The 18,193-nt window shown below is 37.7% G+C and carries 19 protein-coding genes and 1 rRNA gene; 8 read left to right on the top strand and 12 right to left on the bottom strand.

Going from position 1 to position 18,193, the window contains the following annotated elements; all coding sequences use genetic code 11:
• Window positions 1-35 precede the first annotated feature (35 nt).
• The 6 genes from ACVWYG_RS07335 (at window position 36) to ACVWYG_RS07360 (ending at window position 5,914) form a co-directional block, all read left to right on the top strand.
• Window positions 36-665 carry an ABC transporter ATP-binding protein gene (locus tag ACVWYG_RS07335; protein WP_457269520.1) on the top strand — a complete coding sequence of 210 codons (630 nt, stop codon included), beginning with the start codon at window positions 36-38 and terminating at the stop codon, window positions 663-665.
• A gap of 869 nt (window positions 666-1,534) precedes the next feature.
• The gene (locus tag ACVWYG_RS07340; RefSeq protein ID WP_457269521.1) at window positions 1,535-2,113 is read left to right on the top strand and encodes a YdcF family protein; all 579 of its coding nucleotides are present in this window, start codon (window positions 1,535-1,537) and stop codon (window positions 2,111-2,113) included.
• Between the two features lie 220 nt (window positions 2,114-2,333).
• Window positions 2,334-2,918, top strand: coding sequence for an RNA polymerase sigma factor (locus ACVWYG_RS07345; protein ID WP_457269522.1), 585 nt, complete (start codon window positions 2,334-2,336; stop codon window positions 2,916-2,918).
• The gene (locus tag ACVWYG_RS07350) at window positions 2,911-3,438 is read left to right on the top strand and encodes a hypothetical protein (RefSeq protein WP_457269523.1); all 528 of its coding nucleotides are present in this window, start codon (window positions 2,911-2,913) and stop codon (window positions 3,436-3,438) included. The genes ACVWYG_RS07345 and ACVWYG_RS07350 overlap by 8 nt, the downstream gene beginning before the upstream one ends.
• Window positions 3,439-3,485: 47 nt before the next feature.
• Entirely contained in the window at window positions 3,486-4,640 is a 1,155-nt protein-coding gene (locus tag ACVWYG_RS07355; RefSeq protein WP_457269524.1) for a hypothetical protein, read from the top strand.
• A 248-nt stretch (window positions 4,641-4,888) separates the two neighbouring features.
• Window positions 4,889-5,914 (top strand): sensor histidine kinase, encoded by a 1,026-nt coding sequence (locus ACVWYG_RS07360; RefSeq protein ID WP_457269525.1) that lies wholly within the window; start codon window positions 4,889-4,891, stop codon window positions 5,912-5,914.
• Between the two features lie 4 nt (window positions 5,915-5,918).
• Here ACVWYG_RS07360 and ACVWYG_RS07365 read toward each other — a convergent pair whose 3' ends face one another.
• The 3 genes from ACVWYG_RS07365 to ACVWYG_RS07375 all read right to left on the bottom strand — a co-directional run bounded on the left by ACVWYG_RS07365 (window position 5,919) and on the right by ACVWYG_RS07375 (window position 9,619).
• Window positions 5,919-6,236, bottom strand: a complete 318-nt coding sequence (locus ACVWYG_RS07365; RefSeq protein ID WP_457269526.1) for a 2Fe-2S iron-sulfur cluster-binding protein — start codon at window positions 6,234-6,236, stop codon at window positions 5,919-5,921.
• A 141-nt stretch (window positions 6,237-6,377) separates the two neighbouring features.
• The gene (locus ACVWYG_RS07370; RefSeq protein WP_457269527.1) at window positions 6,378-7,388 is read right to left on the bottom strand and encodes an NAD(P)/FAD-dependent oxidoreductase; all 1,011 of its coding nucleotides are present in this window, start codon (window positions 7,386-7,388) and stop codon (window positions 6,378-6,380) included.
• A gap of 101 nt (window positions 7,389-7,489) precedes the next feature.
• On the bottom strand, window positions 7,490-9,619 hold the full coding sequence (locus ACVWYG_RS07375) for a prolyl oligopeptidase family serine peptidase (protein ID WP_457269528.1): 2,130 nt from the start codon (window positions 9,617-9,619) through the stop codon (window positions 7,490-7,492).
• Window positions 9,620-9,711: 92 nt separating this feature from the next.
• On the opposite strand from ACVWYG_RS07375, the gene ACVWYG_RS07380 reads away from it, so the two are divergent.
• On the top strand, window positions 9,712-10,455 hold the full coding sequence (locus tag ACVWYG_RS07380) for a UDP-2,3-diacylglucosamine diphosphatase (protein ID WP_457269529.1): 744 nt from the start codon (window positions 9,712-9,714) through the stop codon (window positions 10,453-10,455).
• Between the two features lie 206 nt (window positions 10,456-10,661).
• Here ACVWYG_RS07380 and tsf read toward each other — a convergent pair whose 3' ends face one another.
• The 7 genes from tsf to hxlB form a co-directional block, all read right to left on the bottom strand.
• Window positions 10,662-11,501 carry a translation elongation factor Ts gene (gene tsf / locus ACVWYG_RS07385; protein WP_457269530.1) on the bottom strand — a complete coding sequence of 280 codons (840 nt, stop codon included), beginning with the start codon at window positions 11,499-11,501 and terminating at the stop codon, window positions 10,662-10,664.
• Window positions 11,502-11,600: 99 nt separating this feature from the next.
• Complete coding sequence (gene rpsB / locus ACVWYG_RS07390) at window positions 11,601-12,533, bottom strand: 30S ribosomal protein S2 (RefSeq protein WP_457269531.1); 933 nt, start codon at window positions 12,531-12,533, stop codon at window positions 11,601-11,603.
• Window positions 12,534-12,551: 18 nt separating this feature from the next.
• Window positions 12,552-12,938, bottom strand: coding sequence for a 30S ribosomal protein S9 (gene rpsI, locus ACVWYG_RS07395; RefSeq protein ID WP_457269532.1), 387 nt, complete (start codon window positions 12,936-12,938; stop codon window positions 12,552-12,554).
• A gap of 4 nt (window positions 12,939-12,942) precedes the next feature.
• Window positions 12,943-13,386 (bottom strand): 50S ribosomal protein L13, encoded by a 444-nt coding sequence (gene rplM, locus ACVWYG_RS07400; protein WP_457269533.1) that lies wholly within the window; start codon window positions 13,384-13,386, stop codon window positions 12,943-12,945.
• Between the two features lie 524 nt (window positions 13,387-13,910).
• A complete protein-coding gene (locus tag ACVWYG_RS07405; protein ID WP_457269534.1) occupies window positions 13,911-14,366 on the bottom strand; it encodes a VOC family protein in 456 nt (151 codons plus the stop codon).
• A gap of 299 nt (window positions 14,367-14,665) precedes the next feature.
• Entirely contained in the window at window positions 14,666-15,304 is a 639-nt protein-coding gene (hxlA, locus tag ACVWYG_RS07410) for a 3-hexulose-6-phosphate synthase (RefSeq protein ID WP_457269535.1), read from the bottom strand.
• A gap of 32 nt (window positions 15,305-15,336) precedes the next feature.
• Window positions 15,337-15,969, bottom strand: a complete 633-nt coding sequence (gene hxlB, locus ACVWYG_RS07415; protein ID WP_457269536.1) for a 6-phospho-3-hexuloisomerase — start codon at window positions 15,967-15,969, stop codon at window positions 15,337-15,339.
• A 204-nt stretch (window positions 15,970-16,173) separates the two neighbouring features.
• On the opposite strand from hxlB, the gene ACVWYG_RS07420 reads away from it, so the two are divergent.
• Window positions 16,174-17,034, top strand: coding sequence for a helix-turn-helix domain-containing protein (locus ACVWYG_RS07420; RefSeq protein ID WP_457269537.1), 861 nt, complete (start codon window positions 16,174-16,176; stop codon window positions 17,032-17,034).
• Between the two features lie 148 nt (window positions 17,035-17,182).
• On the opposite strand, the gene ACVWYG_RS07425 is transcribed toward ACVWYG_RS07420, so the two are convergent.
• Together ACVWYG_RS07425 and rrf are read right to left on the bottom strand one after the other, a co-directional pair.
• Window positions 17,183-17,713, bottom strand: coding sequence for a GNAT family N-acetyltransferase (locus ACVWYG_RS07425; protein ID WP_457269538.1), 531 nt, complete (start codon window positions 17,711-17,713; stop codon window positions 17,183-17,185).
• Window positions 17,714-18,121: 408 nt separating this feature from the next.
• Window positions 18,122-18,193, bottom strand: a 5S ribosomal RNA gene (gene rrf, locus ACVWYG_RS07430); the annotation flags it as partial.

The raw sequence follows: 18,193 nt of genomic DNA on the forward strand, positions 1-18,193 counted from the left end.
AAATCGTAAATTTTGCGCTTCTGACGTGATCAAACATGAAAATAACGCTAAAGAATATTGGTCGGCGGTTTAACAGAGAATGGATATTTAAACATGTAGATTACGAGTTTACTTCCGGAAACTGTTATGCAATACTTGGAGCCAATGGCTCTGGAAAATCTACGCTCATCAGCATTCTAAACGGAAGCTTAACACCTTCTGAAGGCCAAATACTTTACAGTCACAATCAATCGCCTGTCGACATTTCTGACGTTTATAAAAAAATAAGTTTCGCAGCTCCTTATTTAGAGTTGGTAGAAACTTTCACGCTTATAGAGCTCATAAACTTTCATTTCAAATTCAAAGAATTTACGCCTGGGATGAACACATCGAATTTAATTGACTTACTCGGTCTGCAAAAGTCGGCAAATAAGGAAATTCGGTATTTTTCATCCGGTATGAAACAGCGAACAAAGTTGGCGATAGCATTCTGTGCGGCAAGCCCAATACTATTTTTAGATGAGCCAACCAGCAATTTAGACGTTCAAGGACTAGATTGGTACAGAGAATTGACAAAGAATTTCTCAGCAGATAAATTAATCATCGTCGGCTCAAATCAAGAACATGAATATGATTTTTGCTCTAAACACTTGCAAGTGTCTGATTTTAAATTCGTTAAAAATTAGATTTCCAATTATTTTCGACTTCAAATATCATACAATTGTATTAATATTTTTTTTTAAAAAAAATACTAAATATTATACGAATAATACTTACTTTTGCACCACCAAATCAAGATAAAAACTCACCTTGATTTGAATAAATGATTTAAGATATTTAGAGACGATATTAGATAAAGATTTTTTTCATAGTTTTAGTTTAGGTTTAGGTTGATTGTGCCTTCGGAGTGGTTCCCGAAGGCATTCTTTTTTTAAGAAATTTGCCCCTAAATGCAAAAAAATTTAGGCAGTTTATTTCTTTGCAAATGACCATTATTAATTTGATTCAAAAAATCGTTCCCCTAGAACGCTGATGCTATCAAAAAGATTAAAACCAATAAGGATACCTCTCCGTTAACGAGTTGGAAATGTTGAACTTATGTTGAATTGTAAGTTGCATTAATTGTAGAGGTTGATTTATTTCTCCACTGTATATTACTCCTATTATTTTGGCGCTTTTAAAACACTTCTGCTGTATTTTACTCCATTAAGCTGAAGAAAGGACTTCAATACAATTGTGCTAGCTAGCTCATGAAAAAATGTCATAAAAAATGAAGGCCAAAGGCCTCTTCTTAAATCGAAATGCTATCTTTAGTTAACAATATTCGGTCAACGCGTATGGGCAATGGCTTGTAAATGTTTGTTAATTAGCAAAGCCAATTCTCATAATGTTCGTCCTATCTAAAGTCTTTGGCTTTTTTATAAATCCACTTCTCTGGATTTGCTTATTGCTATTCTACGCGGGATTTTGCAGAAATTATCAGCGAAAAAAACAGTTGATCTGGTTGTGTGCTATTGCACTGGTTATCTTTTCAAATACTTTTTTAGTGTGCTCGGTGCTAAACATTTACGAAGCAAAATATCCAAAGTTAAAAACATACGATGTGGGCATCGTTTTGGGAGGTTTCTCAGGCATTAACTCAAGAAACAAGAGCATTGCATTTAATGGCTCTGGCGATAGGTTGATCCAGGCCATTAAACTTTATAAAAACGGAATTATCGGAAAGATATTAATCGCCAGCGGGAATGCCAATTTGATGGATAATAAAATTAAGGAAGCAGATTTGGCATCTGCATATTTAAAAGAAATCGGCATTCCTGACAGCGCGATCATGGTTGACAACAGTAGCAGAAATACGCTGGAAAATGCAAAAAATAGTGCTACGCTAATATCGAAGCGTGGTAAAAACTTAACAATCCTTGTGATTACGAGTGCATGGCACATTCCTAGGTCTAAAATTATTTTCGATAAGGTATTCGAAAAAAAACTCATCTACTACCCTTGCAATTTCTTGGGCAAAACCTCTTTGGATCTGAGCGATTTCATCGTCCCGAGTGCTGAGGCGCTTAGTATTTGGCCTATGCTTTTTAAAGAATGGTTTGGACTGGCAGTTGACACTTGGCGAATGGTTTGAAACAAGGCTAAATGTTGGCTAAATGACTAGAAAACGCTACCCTGTTAATGTTTATTAAACCATGACCACCGGCGTTAGAAATCATTAAAATGATCGAGTAACATTCCAAAAAGGACAAACTATAGTTCGATTGCTTATGTTCGAAGGAAATGTTACTATTCGACGGGTGACCACCACGAAAAATATATTTTTTTTCTCGTGCAACACATCCGAAAAACCAATGTCTTATAACAAGAACCTACAGAATTTGGAAACAGCGTACTTAGACAAGAATTTACAGTTGGTAAAGCAATGTATGCAAGGCAGTAGCTCTGCTCAGTTTGAACTGTATAAATGCTATTGCAAAGCCATGTACAATGTGGCGCTGCGTATTGTTAACGACGAGGAAGAAGCTGAAGATATTTTACAGGAGGCTTTTTTAGATGCTTTTATGCGAATTGCAGATTTCAGGCAGGAAAGCACTTTTGGTCTCTGGCTTAAGCAAATTGTCATTAACAAATCCATCAATTACTTAAGAAAACGGAAATTAGAGTTTGTATCTGTAGATGAATTTGTAGAAGTTCCGGAAGTAAAGCCTGAGAACATGTCTGACGAGTCGCTCAGCGTCGACGAGGTTAAAAAAGCAATAAAACGTTTGCCTGACGGCTATAGGGTTGTTTTGAGCTTGTATCTGTTGGAAGGGTACGACCATGAAGAAATCGCCCATATTTTAAAAATTAGCGAAAATACGAGCAGAACACAGTATATGAGGGCAAAACAAAAATTAAGAATTTTTTTAAAGGAAAAGGGGAATCAACATGATTGATAAGTTAGAAGATTTTATCACAATAAATAGAAAAGCCTTTAACGATGGCGAGCCTAGTAAGGAAGTATGGGCTAAAATCGCCATGAATCTCCAACGGAAACGGGCAAAAAAATCTACACGACTAATTACATGGCTTGGAGGAATTGCGGCAGTATTAACCTTATCTGCAATGGCTTTGGTTTATATCCCAAAATTTGTAAATGCAGATGGGGAAAACCCGGGAATTAACTCAGAAATAGCAAATAAAGAAACGAGGTATCGTAGCTTGATTATAGAGAAGAAAGACAGCTTGGCAATTTTCGCTTCTACAAATCCAGACTTATATAAGCGATTTACTACCGATTTATTTAAGTTAGACGAAGAATATAACCGCTTAAAAGACGAATTAAATACCACCCCAAACCGACCAACTATTCTGCTGGCAATGATTAAGAATAGAGAAATCCAGCTTAAACTGTTAAAACAACAACTTTTAATCATAAATCAAGTGGATAGCTATAATAGAGTAAATCAGATTTAAACATCGGCTGTCTGGACCTGGAGTAATTATAATCTTATATATCAAAAATGAAACACACAAACATATGTATCTGCCTTTTGGCTATTGTTTCAATGAATAGTTATGCGAAGACCAGCCTTCGGTCTAGTGATATGACCCGTTTGGCTGCCGTTGCCACAACCGAGTTTAGCAGCGAAAAATACCTTGCTGAAGCTGCGCCTACATTTGACATACAAAAAAACAAGTTGTTAAGCAAGAGTTTTCCTTTGGATAAAAACGACAAGGTTGTGTTAAGTAATATTTTTGGAGGTATTTCTATTAAAATCTGGAATAAAAATGAGATAAGGGTCGATGTAGCAATAAACGCCTTCGGCAATTCAGATCAAGAAGCGAGTCAATTGTTAGAAAATGTTGCCATTACTGCAATAAAAGAGGGAGATCAGGCAAGTTTTAAAACCTCAATTGCCGAGACGAATGTCAAAAGAAGAAATAGAAACGGAAATCAGATAAAAGTTTTTTACACCGTTTACATGCCAGCAAACAACTCCCTAACGGCCATGCAACAATATGGGAACATTTCGATGCCAAATTTTTCTGGCGCAACCTCCCTAAAAGTTCAATATGGAGACTTAACTGCAGGGGATTTGAGCAATACCAATAATTACATCAGCGTTCAATATGGCAAAGCAATGATTGGAAACATTAATGCAGCTAAAATAAAGCAGCAATATGGTGGCGGACTGACGATTAGCGCTGTAAACACGTTGGAGTTAAATGCCCAGTATTCGAAAGTTTCCATTGGTTCTGTCACTGGGAATGCAACAATAAATCAACAATACGGCAGCGGATTAAACATCAGTTCGGCAAAAAACCTAATTCTAAAATCTCAGTACTGTGATGTAAAATTAGGGCAGGCGGCAGGAAATATTACAGCAAGTTTAGGATACAGCGGACTTAATGTTGAAAACGTAACCAACGATTGCAAAAAGCTTGACGTTAGTGCGAGTTATGCAGACGTTTCCTTGGCTTTTGCAACAAATTTTAACGGCGATTTTAATTTAGGGACAGATTATGGAAGTTTTAATTATGGGACTAATATAACTTCGCAAAAAGCAGATCCTAGCAGCTCTGGAAATGAAAAGCGATACTCGGGAAAAATTGGTAATGGTGGAAATGCGAACATCGCTGTTAAAGTAAATTATGGTTCTGTTAAGTTTAATTAATTAATGCCAAAGATTGTTCAGACCTGCAGTATTGTTTTGGCTAGACACTTTTCTACTTTGGCGGAGCATTGACGATTGACGCGACATTGTTTTAGTTTTTGTTTCAAAAAAATCTCGCTACAAAGCGTGTAAAAACGCAATTACCTTCTTAATAAAAACAACCCTAAAGCAAAAAAATAAGGCATTTTAAACGAATTATAATCTCCCCTATTTAACGTTCTGTTAACATTAAACCGCTAAATTGCAACATGAAATTGAGCGTGTTGGTTTTATTTACCGCCTTAGCAGTTGGATTATCCATCGGGATGGTAAATTTTTATTTTCAACACAGCTGGTACTATCTATTGATATCATTCAGCGTCTCATTTTTATCTAGCTTCTTGGTGTTCTATTACCTACTCGAGAAGTACATCTATACCAAAATTAAACTGATTTATAAGCTTATTCACAACTTAAAACTCGGTCAAGATTTAAAAGATGCGCTTGGCGAGTATGTTAGTGCAGACCCAATCAACGATGTAGAGCAAGAGGTGAAGGAATGGGCGGGTGCCAAGAAAAAGGAGATAGATTTATTAAAGAAGCAAGAGCAATTTCGGCGAGAGTTTCTCTCAAATGTATCGCATGAATTCAAAACACCACTTTTTGCCATACAAGGTTATATCGAAACGCTGCAAGATTGCTTGTTGGATGATCCGGAACAGGCATTGAAGTTTTTAAAAAAAGCGGAAACGAATGTCGAACGATTAAGTTATCTTATTGAAGATTTAGACAGTATTTCTAAGTTAGAAAGTGGCGAGTCTCCTATCATATTTGCAAAATTTGATTTCGTTTTGCTGGCTAAAGAGGTGATGGATTATTTAGAAGATTCTGCAAAAACCAAGGAGATTCAACTCCATTTTAAAGAAAAGTATACGGCTTCGACATTTGTAATTGCCGATAGAGAAAAAATTAGGCAAGTGCTAATAAATCTCATCATCAACAGCATAAAATACGGTAGAAAAAGTGGCGATACTGCAATTAAAATTTTTGAACTTCATGACCAGTACTTAGTAGAGGTGACCGACAACGGCGTAGGAATTGAAGAAAAACATCTTTTTCGATTATTTGAACGTTTTTATCGCATAGATAATCACAGATCGAAACAAATTGGTGGCACAGGTTTAGGCTTGGCAATTGTAAAACACATTATCGAAGCGCATGAACAAACCATTTCTGTTCGCAGCACTCCGGGTGTTGGAACTACATTCGCTTTTACACTGCAAAAATCAAAATAATATTTTAGTGTAATTTAACCTTCAAGCCGTTCATGTTATTGTGCAACTGCAATTGACAGGCCAAACGAGAATTGGGTAAAAGATCAGGTAAAGTATCTAGCATTGCGTATTCATCGTCGCTCATTTCATGCAAATTTTCGTCGCCGACCAATACGTCTACGCAGCACGTCGCACAAAGCGCCATTCCGCCACAAGTGGCCAAAATATCATATTCTGATGCCTTTAAAAACTCCATTAAGCTTAATCCCATGTCTGTGGGCGCCTCATGTTCTGTAACAGAACCATCTGGTTCTTGCATGTAAATGGTAATGTTGTTCTCCATAATAGCAGCTTTTTTTGTTAAAAGCCTAAATTTGATGGGTATTAATCAATAAAAGTTTTGGGGCGTTTTAACACCCTTTCCTAACAGAGAAAAAATTTGTTAACAATTTGGCGTAATCAGTTTTGCATAAAGCAAATCGTTTTAAAACGCTGCAACTCCGTTTACTGTCGTATATTTCATAGTGTATTTCACACCAGGATTAATGTATTTGTAAGCACTATGACTCATCAATGAAGCTTCGTGAAAACCACACAAAATTAACTTCAACTTATTGGTGTAGGTATTTATATCGCCTATGGCATAAATACCGGGAATATTGGTTGAATAGTCATCGGTATTTACCTCAATTGCACTCTTACTTATGTTAAGATTCCATCCCTCAATAGGACCAAGTTTCGGACTCAATCCAAACAAAGGAATTAAGTGATCTGCTAAAATGGTAGATTTTTCCATTGTCCGGTTTTGGACAACTTCTACCCGTTCTAATCTTTCTCCACCATTAACCGACTGAAGATTACTGTTTAACACCAAATTAATTTTGCCACTTTCCGCAAGACTCATTACTTTAGCCACAGAATCCGGTGCTCCTCTAAAACTTTCACTTCGGTGGATTAGGGTAAGTTCGGAACAAACATCTGCGAGATAAATGGTCCAATCTAAGGCAGAATCTCCACCACCAGCAATAACCATTTTTTGGTCTCGGTATTTTTCAGGATCCAAAATCATATAATTGACTCCTTTGCCATTCTCAAATTTCTCTAGATGCTCTACTGCCGGCTTACGTGGTTCGAAACAACCCAAACCGCCTGCAATTACCACACACTTTGCGTGCACTGTTGTACCCATATTGGTGGTGAGTAGGAAATCCCCTTCTGCTCTTTTTTCCAGACCTTCAATCCGTTCACCAAGTGTAAATGTTGGATGAAATGGCTTAGCTTGTTCCATTAAATTATCCACTAATTCTTGTGCTAAAACAGATGGATAACCCGGAATATCATAGATTGGTTTTTTTGGATAAATTTCAGAAAGCTGCCCGCCAACTTGCGGTAAATAATCGATTAAATGGCAGCGCATTTTTAGCAAACCGGCTTCAAAAATCGCGAATAACCCAACTGGGCCAGCACCAATAACAGCAATATCAGTAGAGATCATTTAAAAAATTTTGATGCGAAGTTACAAAAAAGCCGTTTATAAAATGCGCGCAGTCGGTCAATTTTGTGAAATAATCTACAATTTTAGTAGTTTTTATTTTTTTACCACTTCATTCCTAAATTTTGAAACACGAAACTCCAAACATCTACAGCTTCATCAATCTGCTTTGCCGTTGGTTTACCCGCTCCGTGGCCTGCTTTCGTATCAATTCTTATTAACACGGGTTCTTTTCCATGGTATTTTTCTTGTAGCGTAGCGGCAAACTTAAAAGAATGGGCGGGTACGACACGGTCGTCATGATCGGCCGTAGTGATTAAAATTGCAGGATAATTAACCTTGTCCTTAATATTGTGTAAAGGCGAATATTTGATCAAATAATCGAAATCATTTTTGTTGTCGCTACTTCCGTATTCTACTGCCCAACCCCAGCCAACAGTAAATTTATGGTATCGCAGCATATCAAGCACACCTACGGCAGGCAAGGCAACTCTAAACAGTTCGGGTCTTTGAGTGATACAGGCGCCCACCAGAAGACCTCCATTTGAACCACCAGAAATGGCGATTTTACTTGGCTTGGTATATTTCTTTTTAATTAGATATTCTGCTGCGCCAATAAAGTCATCGAACACATTCTGTTTCTTATCAAACATACCAGCTTTATGCCAAGCTTCTCCATATTCATTACCACCGCGTAAGCTCGGCTGCACGTAAATTCCACCATGTTCTAAAAACAACATACGTGAAAGGCTAAAACCTGGGGTCAAACTAATTTGAAAGCCGCCATAACCATAAAGATAAACTGGATTGTTTCCATCTAACTTTATTCCCTTCTTATGCACGATAAACATTGGTACTTTGGTCCCATCTTTCGATGGATAGAAAACCTGATGGGTTTCATAATCATCTGTATTTAATTTAAATTCAGATTTTCGATAAATAGATGATTTTCCTGCAGCAATATCATAGCGATAGATCGTGTTGGGAGTGGTAAAATTAGAAAAGGTATAATAAAAATCTTTATCATTTTTATGCGCGCCAAAACCCGTCGCTGTACCAATTTCAGGCAAGCTTACAGCAGTAATTTCATTCCCAGATAAGTCAAATTGTACAATTTCGCTGCTTGCATCTTTCAAATAGCTGGCCCACAAAAAACCACCCCCTGTATTGATCGCTTCTAGGGCAAGTTTCGATTCAGGAATGATAGTTTCCCAATTTTCCACCGCTGGATTTTTTATGTCGACAAGCACAACCCTCCTATTTTCAGCTCCTAAATCGGTTTCCAGGAGCAGCTTATCGCCTATGTTATCTACCACTTGATGGTTGTTTTTATAACCAGGAACAAGTAAGGTGATTTTGCCGTTCGGCTCACTTAAATTTTTGTAATAAATAGCATTTCCAGAAGTTCCTGCGCCCGCATTTATTATTAAAAAATGTTCATCTTCAGTAGTTCCTGCGCCAAAATAAAGATTTGAATTTGATTTATCTTCAAACACAAGTTGATCTGCTTTTTGATCTTCACCCAACTTATGAAAATAAACCTTTTGATATTTATTTTCCGCAGACAAATCTGTTCCTTTTGCCGGCTTATCAAATCTGCTATAATAAAATCCATTGCCATTCCACGCGGCGCCAGAAAATTTGGTCCACTTTAGTTCGTCGATCAATTTATGTTTTTTGGCAACTTCCATCACATAGATATTGCTCCAATCAGAACCGCTTTGTGCAACAGAATAGGCCACATATTTATGGTCTTTAGAGAAGCCCAGGAGAGATACCGATGCTGTACCGTCGGCAGTGATTTTGTTCGGATCTAAGAAGAGCTCCTCTGGGCCGTTAATTCCTTTTTTAATAAACCAAATACTCTGACTTTGTAGCCCGTTGTTCTTGCTAAAGAAGTAGTAATCGCCAACTTTAAAAGGAGCAGCTTCTTTTGGATAATTCCATATTTCTGTCAATCTATCTCTAATATGCGCTCTAAAAGGAATCTGCGAAAGATAATTCTGAGTAACATCGTTTTCGGCCTTCACCCAAGCATTTGTTTCTGCCGAAGTGTCATCCTCTAACCAACGATAAGGATCTGCGATCTTCGTCCCAAAATAATTGTCTTCTACACTGTCTTTTCTTGTCTCCGGATATTTCATCAAAGTTATGGTTGTTTTGGGGCGTTTATCTTGATTGCAAGCGAATAGACTAAGCACAAATAAAAAAATAAGCATTGGTTTTTCCATCATCTGAAAGATTTATTTACTAAGATATGTTTTTATGTCTGCCCTGTCAAACTGTTAGACTTTGAGGTTTTTGGCTTACCTTTGACAATCATTTTATGGATAAAAACATTTATTTTGCATCTGATTTCCATTTAGGAAGCCCAACATACGAAAAAAGCAGGGAGAGAGAAGCGCGTATTGTTAGGTGGTTAGATGTTATAGAACCAACCTGTAGCGAACTATTTTTAATGGGGGACATATTTGATTTTTGGTTTGAATATGCCAAAGTTATTCCGAAAGGATTTATCCGATTCCAAGGGAAAATAGCTAGAATGGCTGATGCGGGAATAAAAATCTACTTTTTTAAAGGAAACCATGACATGTGGGTGAAGGACTATTTTGAAGAAGAGTTGGGACTGAAAATCATTAGCGATGAGTTTGTGATGGAGCGCAATGGGAAAAAATTTTTCCTCCACCATGGTGATGGCTTAGGCCCCGGCGACAATAAGTATAAATTTTTAAGAAAGGTTTTTAGAAATAAGCTTTCACAATGGTTGTTTGAAAGAATACATCCTAATTTTGGAATTGGTTTAGCGAATGCCTGGGCGAACCAAAGCCGTGCAGCCAGTATGAACGAGGAAAAATTCTTGGGTGCAGATAGAGAATGGCTTGCGCTTTATTCAAAAGAGCAGCTTGAAAGAGCGCATTATGATTATTTTATATTCGGCCATAGACATTTGCCTATTGAGATAGAGTTGGGCAAAGGTAGCAAATATGTAAATATCGGCGAATGGTTGGGTCATAACTCATACGGAATATTTGATGGCAAGGATTTAACAATTGAATATTTCGAGAAATAAAATGCGCCAAAAAAAGAACTAATAAACTTGTTAGTAGACACTTTCCCATTAAAAGAAAAGATATCCGCTACCATGTAACGCTAAATAACAGACCGAACTTCAGTGTTTCATGGTGAACTTAAATGAACAACTAGCGTCCACACGAAAAAAAAACAGACAAAAAAAAGCCCAGATAAAATCTGGGCTTTTTACGAAAATTTATTTTCTTAAGCGCCTAACTGAACACGCTTAAAAGCAGTAACCGTTAGCCCTTTAGAAGTTGAATCTAAAAACTGAATTACAGTTTTTGAACCGTCTTTTACAAACTCTTGATTTAGCAAAGTACTGTCTTTATAAAATTTATTTAGTTTACCCGCTGCAATTTTCTCAACCATTTCTTCTGGTTTTCCTTCTGCACGAATTTGTTCTTTGGCAATTTCTATTTCACGCTCAATAGTATGGGGATCAACATCTCCTTTATCTAACGCTACCGGATTCATCGCAGCAATTTGCATTGCTACATCTTTTCCTGCTTCGTCAGATTGAGACCCATCTTGATTCAAAGCAACCAAAACACCCAAGCGATAATTGCTGTGAATGTAGGGAACAACTTTCTCACCTTCTACTACTTCGTATTTCGAAATACCTATTTTCTCACCTATTTTTCCAGTATTTTCGATAATAACGTCAGCAACCAAAGATCCGTTTAAAGTTAGGCCTAACAATGCTTCCAAAGTTGCCGGATTTTCGGCTATTGCCAAATCAGCAAACTTATTTGCCAAATCAATAAAATCAGCATTCTTAGCCACGAAATCAGTTTCGCAGTTAAATTCTAAAATGACACCGCGTTTGCCATCAGCGGTTGCTTTTGCTATTACCACTCCTTCGTTGCTTTCGCGATCTTGACGGCTTGCGGCAACTTTTGCTCCTTTTTTACGCAGATAATCAACCGCTGCTTCGAAATCGCCATTTGCTTCTACCAAAGCTTTTTTGCAATCCATCATGCCTGCACCAGTTTGTTGGCGCAACTTATTTACATCTGCTGCAGAAATTTGTACTGTAGACATTTTTTGAATTTTATATGTTCTATAAATGTTAAAAGTTACGGGTTAAAGGTTGTAAGGTTATGCTTACAACTCAAAACTCGTAACTTATAATTTTAATTATTAATCTTTTTTTAGTTCTTCCTCTTTAGGGGCTTCTTCTACCGCATCTTTTGGAGTAGAAACTTCTTCCTTCACAGGGGCTTCTTCTTTCGCAGGAGCTACTTCTTCCGAAGGAGTTTCAGTTGTTGAAACAGCATCAACATCTATTGACCCAGCTCTTTTACGACGAGGTTCCTTAACTTCAGGCTCATCTGCGGCAGCCTTTGCTGCTACTGCTTCTTTCTCAGCTTCATCTTCCTTTTCGCGTTTGCGTTCGTCTAAACCTTCTTGAATTGCGTTAACCACAATATCGGTAATTAAGGTTATAGATTTTGTCGCATCATCGTTAGAAGGAATAGGGAAATCTATGTTTGAAGGATCTGAGTTTGTGTCAACCATCGCAAAAGTTGGGATGTTCAATTTCAAGGCCTCAGTTACAGCAATGTGTTCTCTTTTAACATCTACTAAGAAAAGCGCTGCGGGCAGGCGATTTAAATCTGCAATACCACCTAAAAGGCTTTCCAACTTGATGCGCTCACGCTGAATCATCAAACGCTCTTTCTTAGATAAGATCGTGTAAGTGCCATCTTTGGTCATCTTATCTATGTTGCCCATCTTTTTGATAGACTTACGAACGGTTGCAAAATTGGTGAGCATACCACCTAACCAGCGTTCTGTTACGAAAGGCATGTTAACTTTTGCAGCTTGTTCTGCAACAATTCCTTTTGCTTGTTTTTTAGTAGATACAAACAAAATCTTTCTTCCAGATTTAACAATCTGCTTAATTGCAGCAGCTGCTTCTTCTGTTTTTGATAAGGTTTTGTTTAAATCTATAATGTGGATGCCATTACGCTCCATGAAAATATAAGGAGCCATTTTCGGGTTCCATTTACGGGTAAGGTGACCAAAGTGTACACCTGCATCCAATAAATCTTGATATGTCGTTCTTGCCATTGTGTTTGTCTCCTTAGATTAACGTTTACTGAATTGGAATTTCTTACGAGCTTTTGCACGTCCTGGTTTTTTACGTTCAACCATACGGCTATCACGTGTCATTAAACCTTTTGCGCGCAATGCAGGCTTTTTCTCCGCATCAAGTTCCACAATCGCTTTGGCAATAGCCAAACGAACAGCTTCTGCTTGTCCTTTAATACCACCACCAGCTAAATTTACTTTGATATCGTACCGACCAGTAAGTTCAGCAACTTCTAAACTCTGGTTAACAATATATTGTAAAGGTAAGGTAGGGAAATACTCTTTGTAATCTTTACCGTTAACGGTAATAATGCCGGCGCCATCTTTCAAATAGATGCGGGCAACAGCTGTTTTTCTTCTTCCCGAAGTGTTTGTAACTTGCATTTAATTAAAGTTTAATGGTTTTTGGAGATTGGGCTTCATGTGGATGCTCAGAACCTGCATAAACAAAAAGATTGGTGTACAATTTTTTGCCTAATTTAGTTTTAGGTAGCATACCTCTAACCGCTTTTTCTACTACACGACGAGGGTGTTTGTCCATTAACTCCTTTGGGGAGATAAACCGCTGGCCACCTGGGTAACCAGTGTAAGAAACATACTGCTTATCAGTAAATTTGTTTCCTGTCAATTTAACCTTCTCTGCATTGATAACAATTACATTATCGCCGCAGTCTACGTGTGGGGTGTACTCAGGCTTGTTTTTACCACGGATGATCATTGCGATCTTCGATGACAAGCGCCCCAAAATCTCTCCTTCAGCATCAACAACAACCCACTGTTTGTTAACAGTTTTGGCATTGGCAGAGACAGTTTTGTAACTTAACGTATTCACTTGCTTTTATTTAATTATTTAATTATTTGTTAATTTCCTCTTTTTTAAAGGACTGCAAAGATAGCTGAAATACTTTTAGTATCAAATAGTTGGAGGAAGTTTTTTAGGATGAGTTTTGGAAGGTAGAGGGTTGAAGGTTTCCTCACGGCGCCATTGCGAGGAACAGCTTGTCCAGATTTGTGCTTTGGGAAAGCAGTCTGAGCACTAGAACCGAAAAGGAGCATGTTTAGTTAATTGAAAACGCTCGTGCAGTAGTCCTTCGGTTGGGTTCAGCCCCGATTTCTGTTGTAGGTGACAACTTGTTCCTCCATATAATCTACTTTTCTTCCGAAAGACCGTTATGCGGAATAATTTTTACATCAAAAGTGCAAACTATTTGATTGGCTTTGCATTCTGTAAAATGAATAATTAAGCACTCCGCACATAGAAGGCAGTTTCCAATATTTTATCGTGAAAAAAGCAAGCTTCTAAACCAATTTAACACGGCAGATGCTGATGTTATTATACCTCAAAGAAAAACCGTTTCAGAGTTTCTCGTCATTCACTTCTATCCAAATATTATCTGGGTCCTTTAAATAAATTTGCTTAACGCCATCAGGCCGAATTTGCGGTGTTTTAGACTGTTGCTTCCAGTTACCATATTCAATATGCAATGCGTCTAAATGCTTAATAAAGTTGTCCATGTTACCAACGGAATACGCAAAATGCGAGTTAATATCATGCTCGGTTACTTTTTCTGCACCTTGTATTAGATGTAGATTGGTATTTGGGCCGGTTTTTAGCCACACATGTTTACCATCATGAAATGGCTCTGGAATTTCTTGCAGCTTCATTACATCCTTATAAAACGCGGCGCTTTTCGCCAGATTATTTACGTAAAGCGCCACATGATTGGCTCTCACAGCATCTTGCGCGTTGGTTTTAAACATAATTCCGCTGAGTGAAAATAGTAGAAGAAATTTAGAAATATAGGTTTTCATAGTTTAATACATTAACAACAGTTGGTGATTCTCAAAAGCATTGATTTCTTGAAGTTGGCTGATTATTTATCAGTTAAAATTAAATAACGCCCTAAAATAGTTTATTTAAAATATAATTCAACTAATTTAAATGGCCGTCGCGTTTAAAAGGTTATAAAACCTGAGTTCGTACAATAAAACAACGAGCACTTTCCCCCAATTCCCTCAACACATCCCCAAACCTTATTCCCTAAAGCTCAAACCAAAAAAAGGACCACTTCTGAAATGGAAATGGCCTTTCTTTACATGTGAGTTATTTCTTAAGCTGCAACTGCATCAATTGCTTCGCGAAGTGCTTTTGCGGCAGCCGCTGGATCTTCAGCGCCATAAATTGCTGCACCCGCTACCACTACAATTGCACCAGCCTTTACTACTGCTGCAACATTATCAATGTTTACACCACCAGCAACTGAAACCGGAACGCCAACTCTTGCCGCTTCATCAATTAAAACCTGAATCGAATAACCATCCGTCCATTGTTCGTCTAAACCGGCATGTAATTCTACAAATTCAACACCAAACTCAGTAACTTCTTGCGCTCTTTTAACGCGATCAGCATAACCGATGGTATCTACTACGATCCCTTTATTGTGTGCTTTTGCTGCTTTTACTGCACCCAAAATTGTTGCATTTCCTGCTGCGCCCATAACGGTAACTAAATCTGCTCCTGCTTTAAAAGCGACATCAGCTTCTAATTCGCCTGCATCTGCAGTTTTTAAATCTGCGAAAACCAATTTATCGGGATGTGCATTTTTCATTGCAGTGATCACTGCCGAACCCATATTCTTAATTAATGGTGTTCCTAATTCAACGATGTCTACATAGGGAGCAACTTTTGCAGCAAGTGCTAAAGCCTCTTCTGTAGTTAATAAATCTATTGCTACTTGTAATTTTGCCATGATGGTATTTATATGTGAAATTAAATTTTATGTTATTCTAAGTTTGAATGTTTTTTCCAAAGTTCTTCTGCAGGTTTACCATTTAGCTTCCAGAGAGATTGAAATATTGCGTCGGTTAGTAGGAGTAAAAACTGTTCGAAAAGACTACCAGCATACTGCGTGGAGATTTTTTCACTATGATCTTGCTTCTCTGCCGCAGGAATAAAAACGATATGAGTAGCGAGTTTACCTAGTTCAGATTCGACTTGAGTGGTTAATGCAACTACTTTTGCGCCTACCAAAATTGATTTTTCTGCTGCTTTCAAAATCGTACTGGTTGTTCCCGAGCCAGAAGCGGCGATCAATAAATCACCTTCTTCAATAGCTGGCGTAGTGGTATCGCCAACATAATAAACCGTTAATCCTAAATGCATTAAACGCATTGCGGCAGATCTCATTGCAAAACCAGAGCGACCAGCTGCCGTAATAAAAATTCGTTTGGCCTGTTGAATATGATAGATGAAAGGAATCAGCTGTTCAAGATCCAAACGCTTGTTTAATTGGGCGTTTTCATTAATAACCTGATCAAGATTCATCTGTAAATCCCAAATCAACTGTTGATTATCTAGTGTATCCATAATTGATTTATCATTTTCAACCTCTTTTAATAATATGTCCAGGTCCATAATTTTGCTTGCTTTTTGCTTTGTAAAGGTAGAATTACCATCAGCGGCAAAGGTTACACATTTAGCCAGTAATATTGGACTATCAGGAAATTTAATCTGATGAAAGTCATAAACAACGCCTTATAGCAACAGACTTTCCGAATAGTCCACCGCAGGAGATAAGATATCCTACATTAAAATATTTAGTCCTTATCTTTGATGATCATGAGTTTAGCAGAAATATCCAACCTAGAAAAATCAATCATCTACATTCGAAATCTTAATAATTGTCCGCCTAGTTATTTGAACGATCCCAATCGTAAAGAATTTTTTGAGATCGTTTGGCTCAAAAATGAAGCTCCATTGCACGACTTGAAAGACAATGATTTCGAAACTATTGGCGACTGGATTTATTTGATTCCTCCCTATCGCGTTCATCAATTAAATAAAGCAGGAAAAAACGGCGAATTAATTTCGTTTAAAAGGTCTGTTTTAGAGGGTGAGGAAAAAGAATTCTTATTAGACTTGTTTAAAATTTTTAATGTACAAGGCGAATTTTCCTGTCTGAGATTGAACAAAGCTGTGGCTGAAGAATTAGCCGGTATCTATAAGTTAATAGAAGATGAGTATCAAAAAGCCGGCAACAACTTCGTGATTACAAAAGCGTTGCTGAAGGTTTTTTTATTGAAGCTCATTCAGGTTAAGGAGCATGAATTTACGAGCCAGGATGTGAATCAAAAAAGAGTCTATGAATTTTTAATGCTTTTAGAAAGCAATTATCAGCAAGTAAGAAATACTGATTTCTATGCGGGTAAAATTGGAATCAGCTCGAAACGCCTTAATCAAATCTTAAAAGAAAAACTAAATAAAACGGGCATGCAAATTATCCACGACCGCATTATTTTAGAAGCGAAGAGAAAAATTATTCACAGTGAAAGTACCATTAAAGAAATCGCTTACGAGTTGGGCTTTTCCGACCGACCCTATTTTAGTCGCTTTTTTAAAAAACAAACACAGCAAACGCCCGAAGGATTTCAAAAACAAGCTAGAAGTCACATCGAATCTAAATTCAATACGCTTGTTTAACAGCACCATAACAAACCTCAGCATATAGATTGTGTTTTGCCGAAATTTTTTTTAAATACATGTAAGTATTTTTTTGCCCATTTTTAATTTTAAAGAACTAACATTCATTTTGCGCCCACAATAGGATTAATAGCAAAGCTATTTTCAGTTAAACTGTTGACAATACAGGGTTAGTGAGGCAAATTTCAAATAAACTAAACATCCCATTTTGATAATGAGCAGGAAGACTTGTGGTTTCTTTTAATTTGACGGACCCTATAAAGATAAGCCCACAACTTAAATAATAGTTGTGCAATTGTTGATTTCCACTTAGGGTATCCAACCTTACATAGTCCTTCATGTGAGTTCTTGCATATTCTGAAACCCAAGTAAGGATATGCTGCACAAACTGATTGCCCCGAAACGAAGGATTTGTCGCAATCCGATGTATGTAGACTGCAGAATCACGATCTCTTTCACCCCAAATCATTGGATCGTTGAAAGCCAAAGTAAAAACGCATGCAATCTCAGCACCTATCATAATCTGCCATTGACAACCTTCACCTATTGAATCTTCTATGATTCGTCTGTCAAACCCGAGCCAGTTCGGCATACCCTTCTCCCGTTGATAAGCGGCTGCCGAATTATAAAGGGCCGAAATAGAACTGATATCAGCGTAAGAGCTTTTGATAAAATTCATTGTTAATCAATAATTGCTGAAAGTTTACAAAGTCGCAAAATATTATTAAACAACATAAATTTTATTCCGATAGAAAAAATATTTTTAATATGCCGCGTGAAGCAATCCAACTGATCAATTCTCACTCAACTACTTTACCTGCCTATGCATTGGCCAAAAGGGTCTTCTGACACGGATTGAAGGGATCACATGTAGATTCCCGATGCGGGGAGTTATGGGCTTATCCTGTCCGGTTGCGGTGGCCTGCTATTCCAATCTTTTATGTTCGTTCCGTGCTGAGAGGATCTCTCTGCAATCGGTTACGCGGTTGAACGATGTCTGATTTCTGACTTCGGGTCTGCGGCTTCCGCCGGGGTGTATAAACAGGAAATCCCCGTAGCGTCATGCTACGGGGAATCCATCTTTAAGATCTGGCACCGACCTACTCTCCCACGTGTTACCGCAGTACCATCGGCTCTGGCGGGCTTAACTTCTCTGTTC

Source organism: Pedobacter sp. UYEF25, assembly GCF_054061655.1.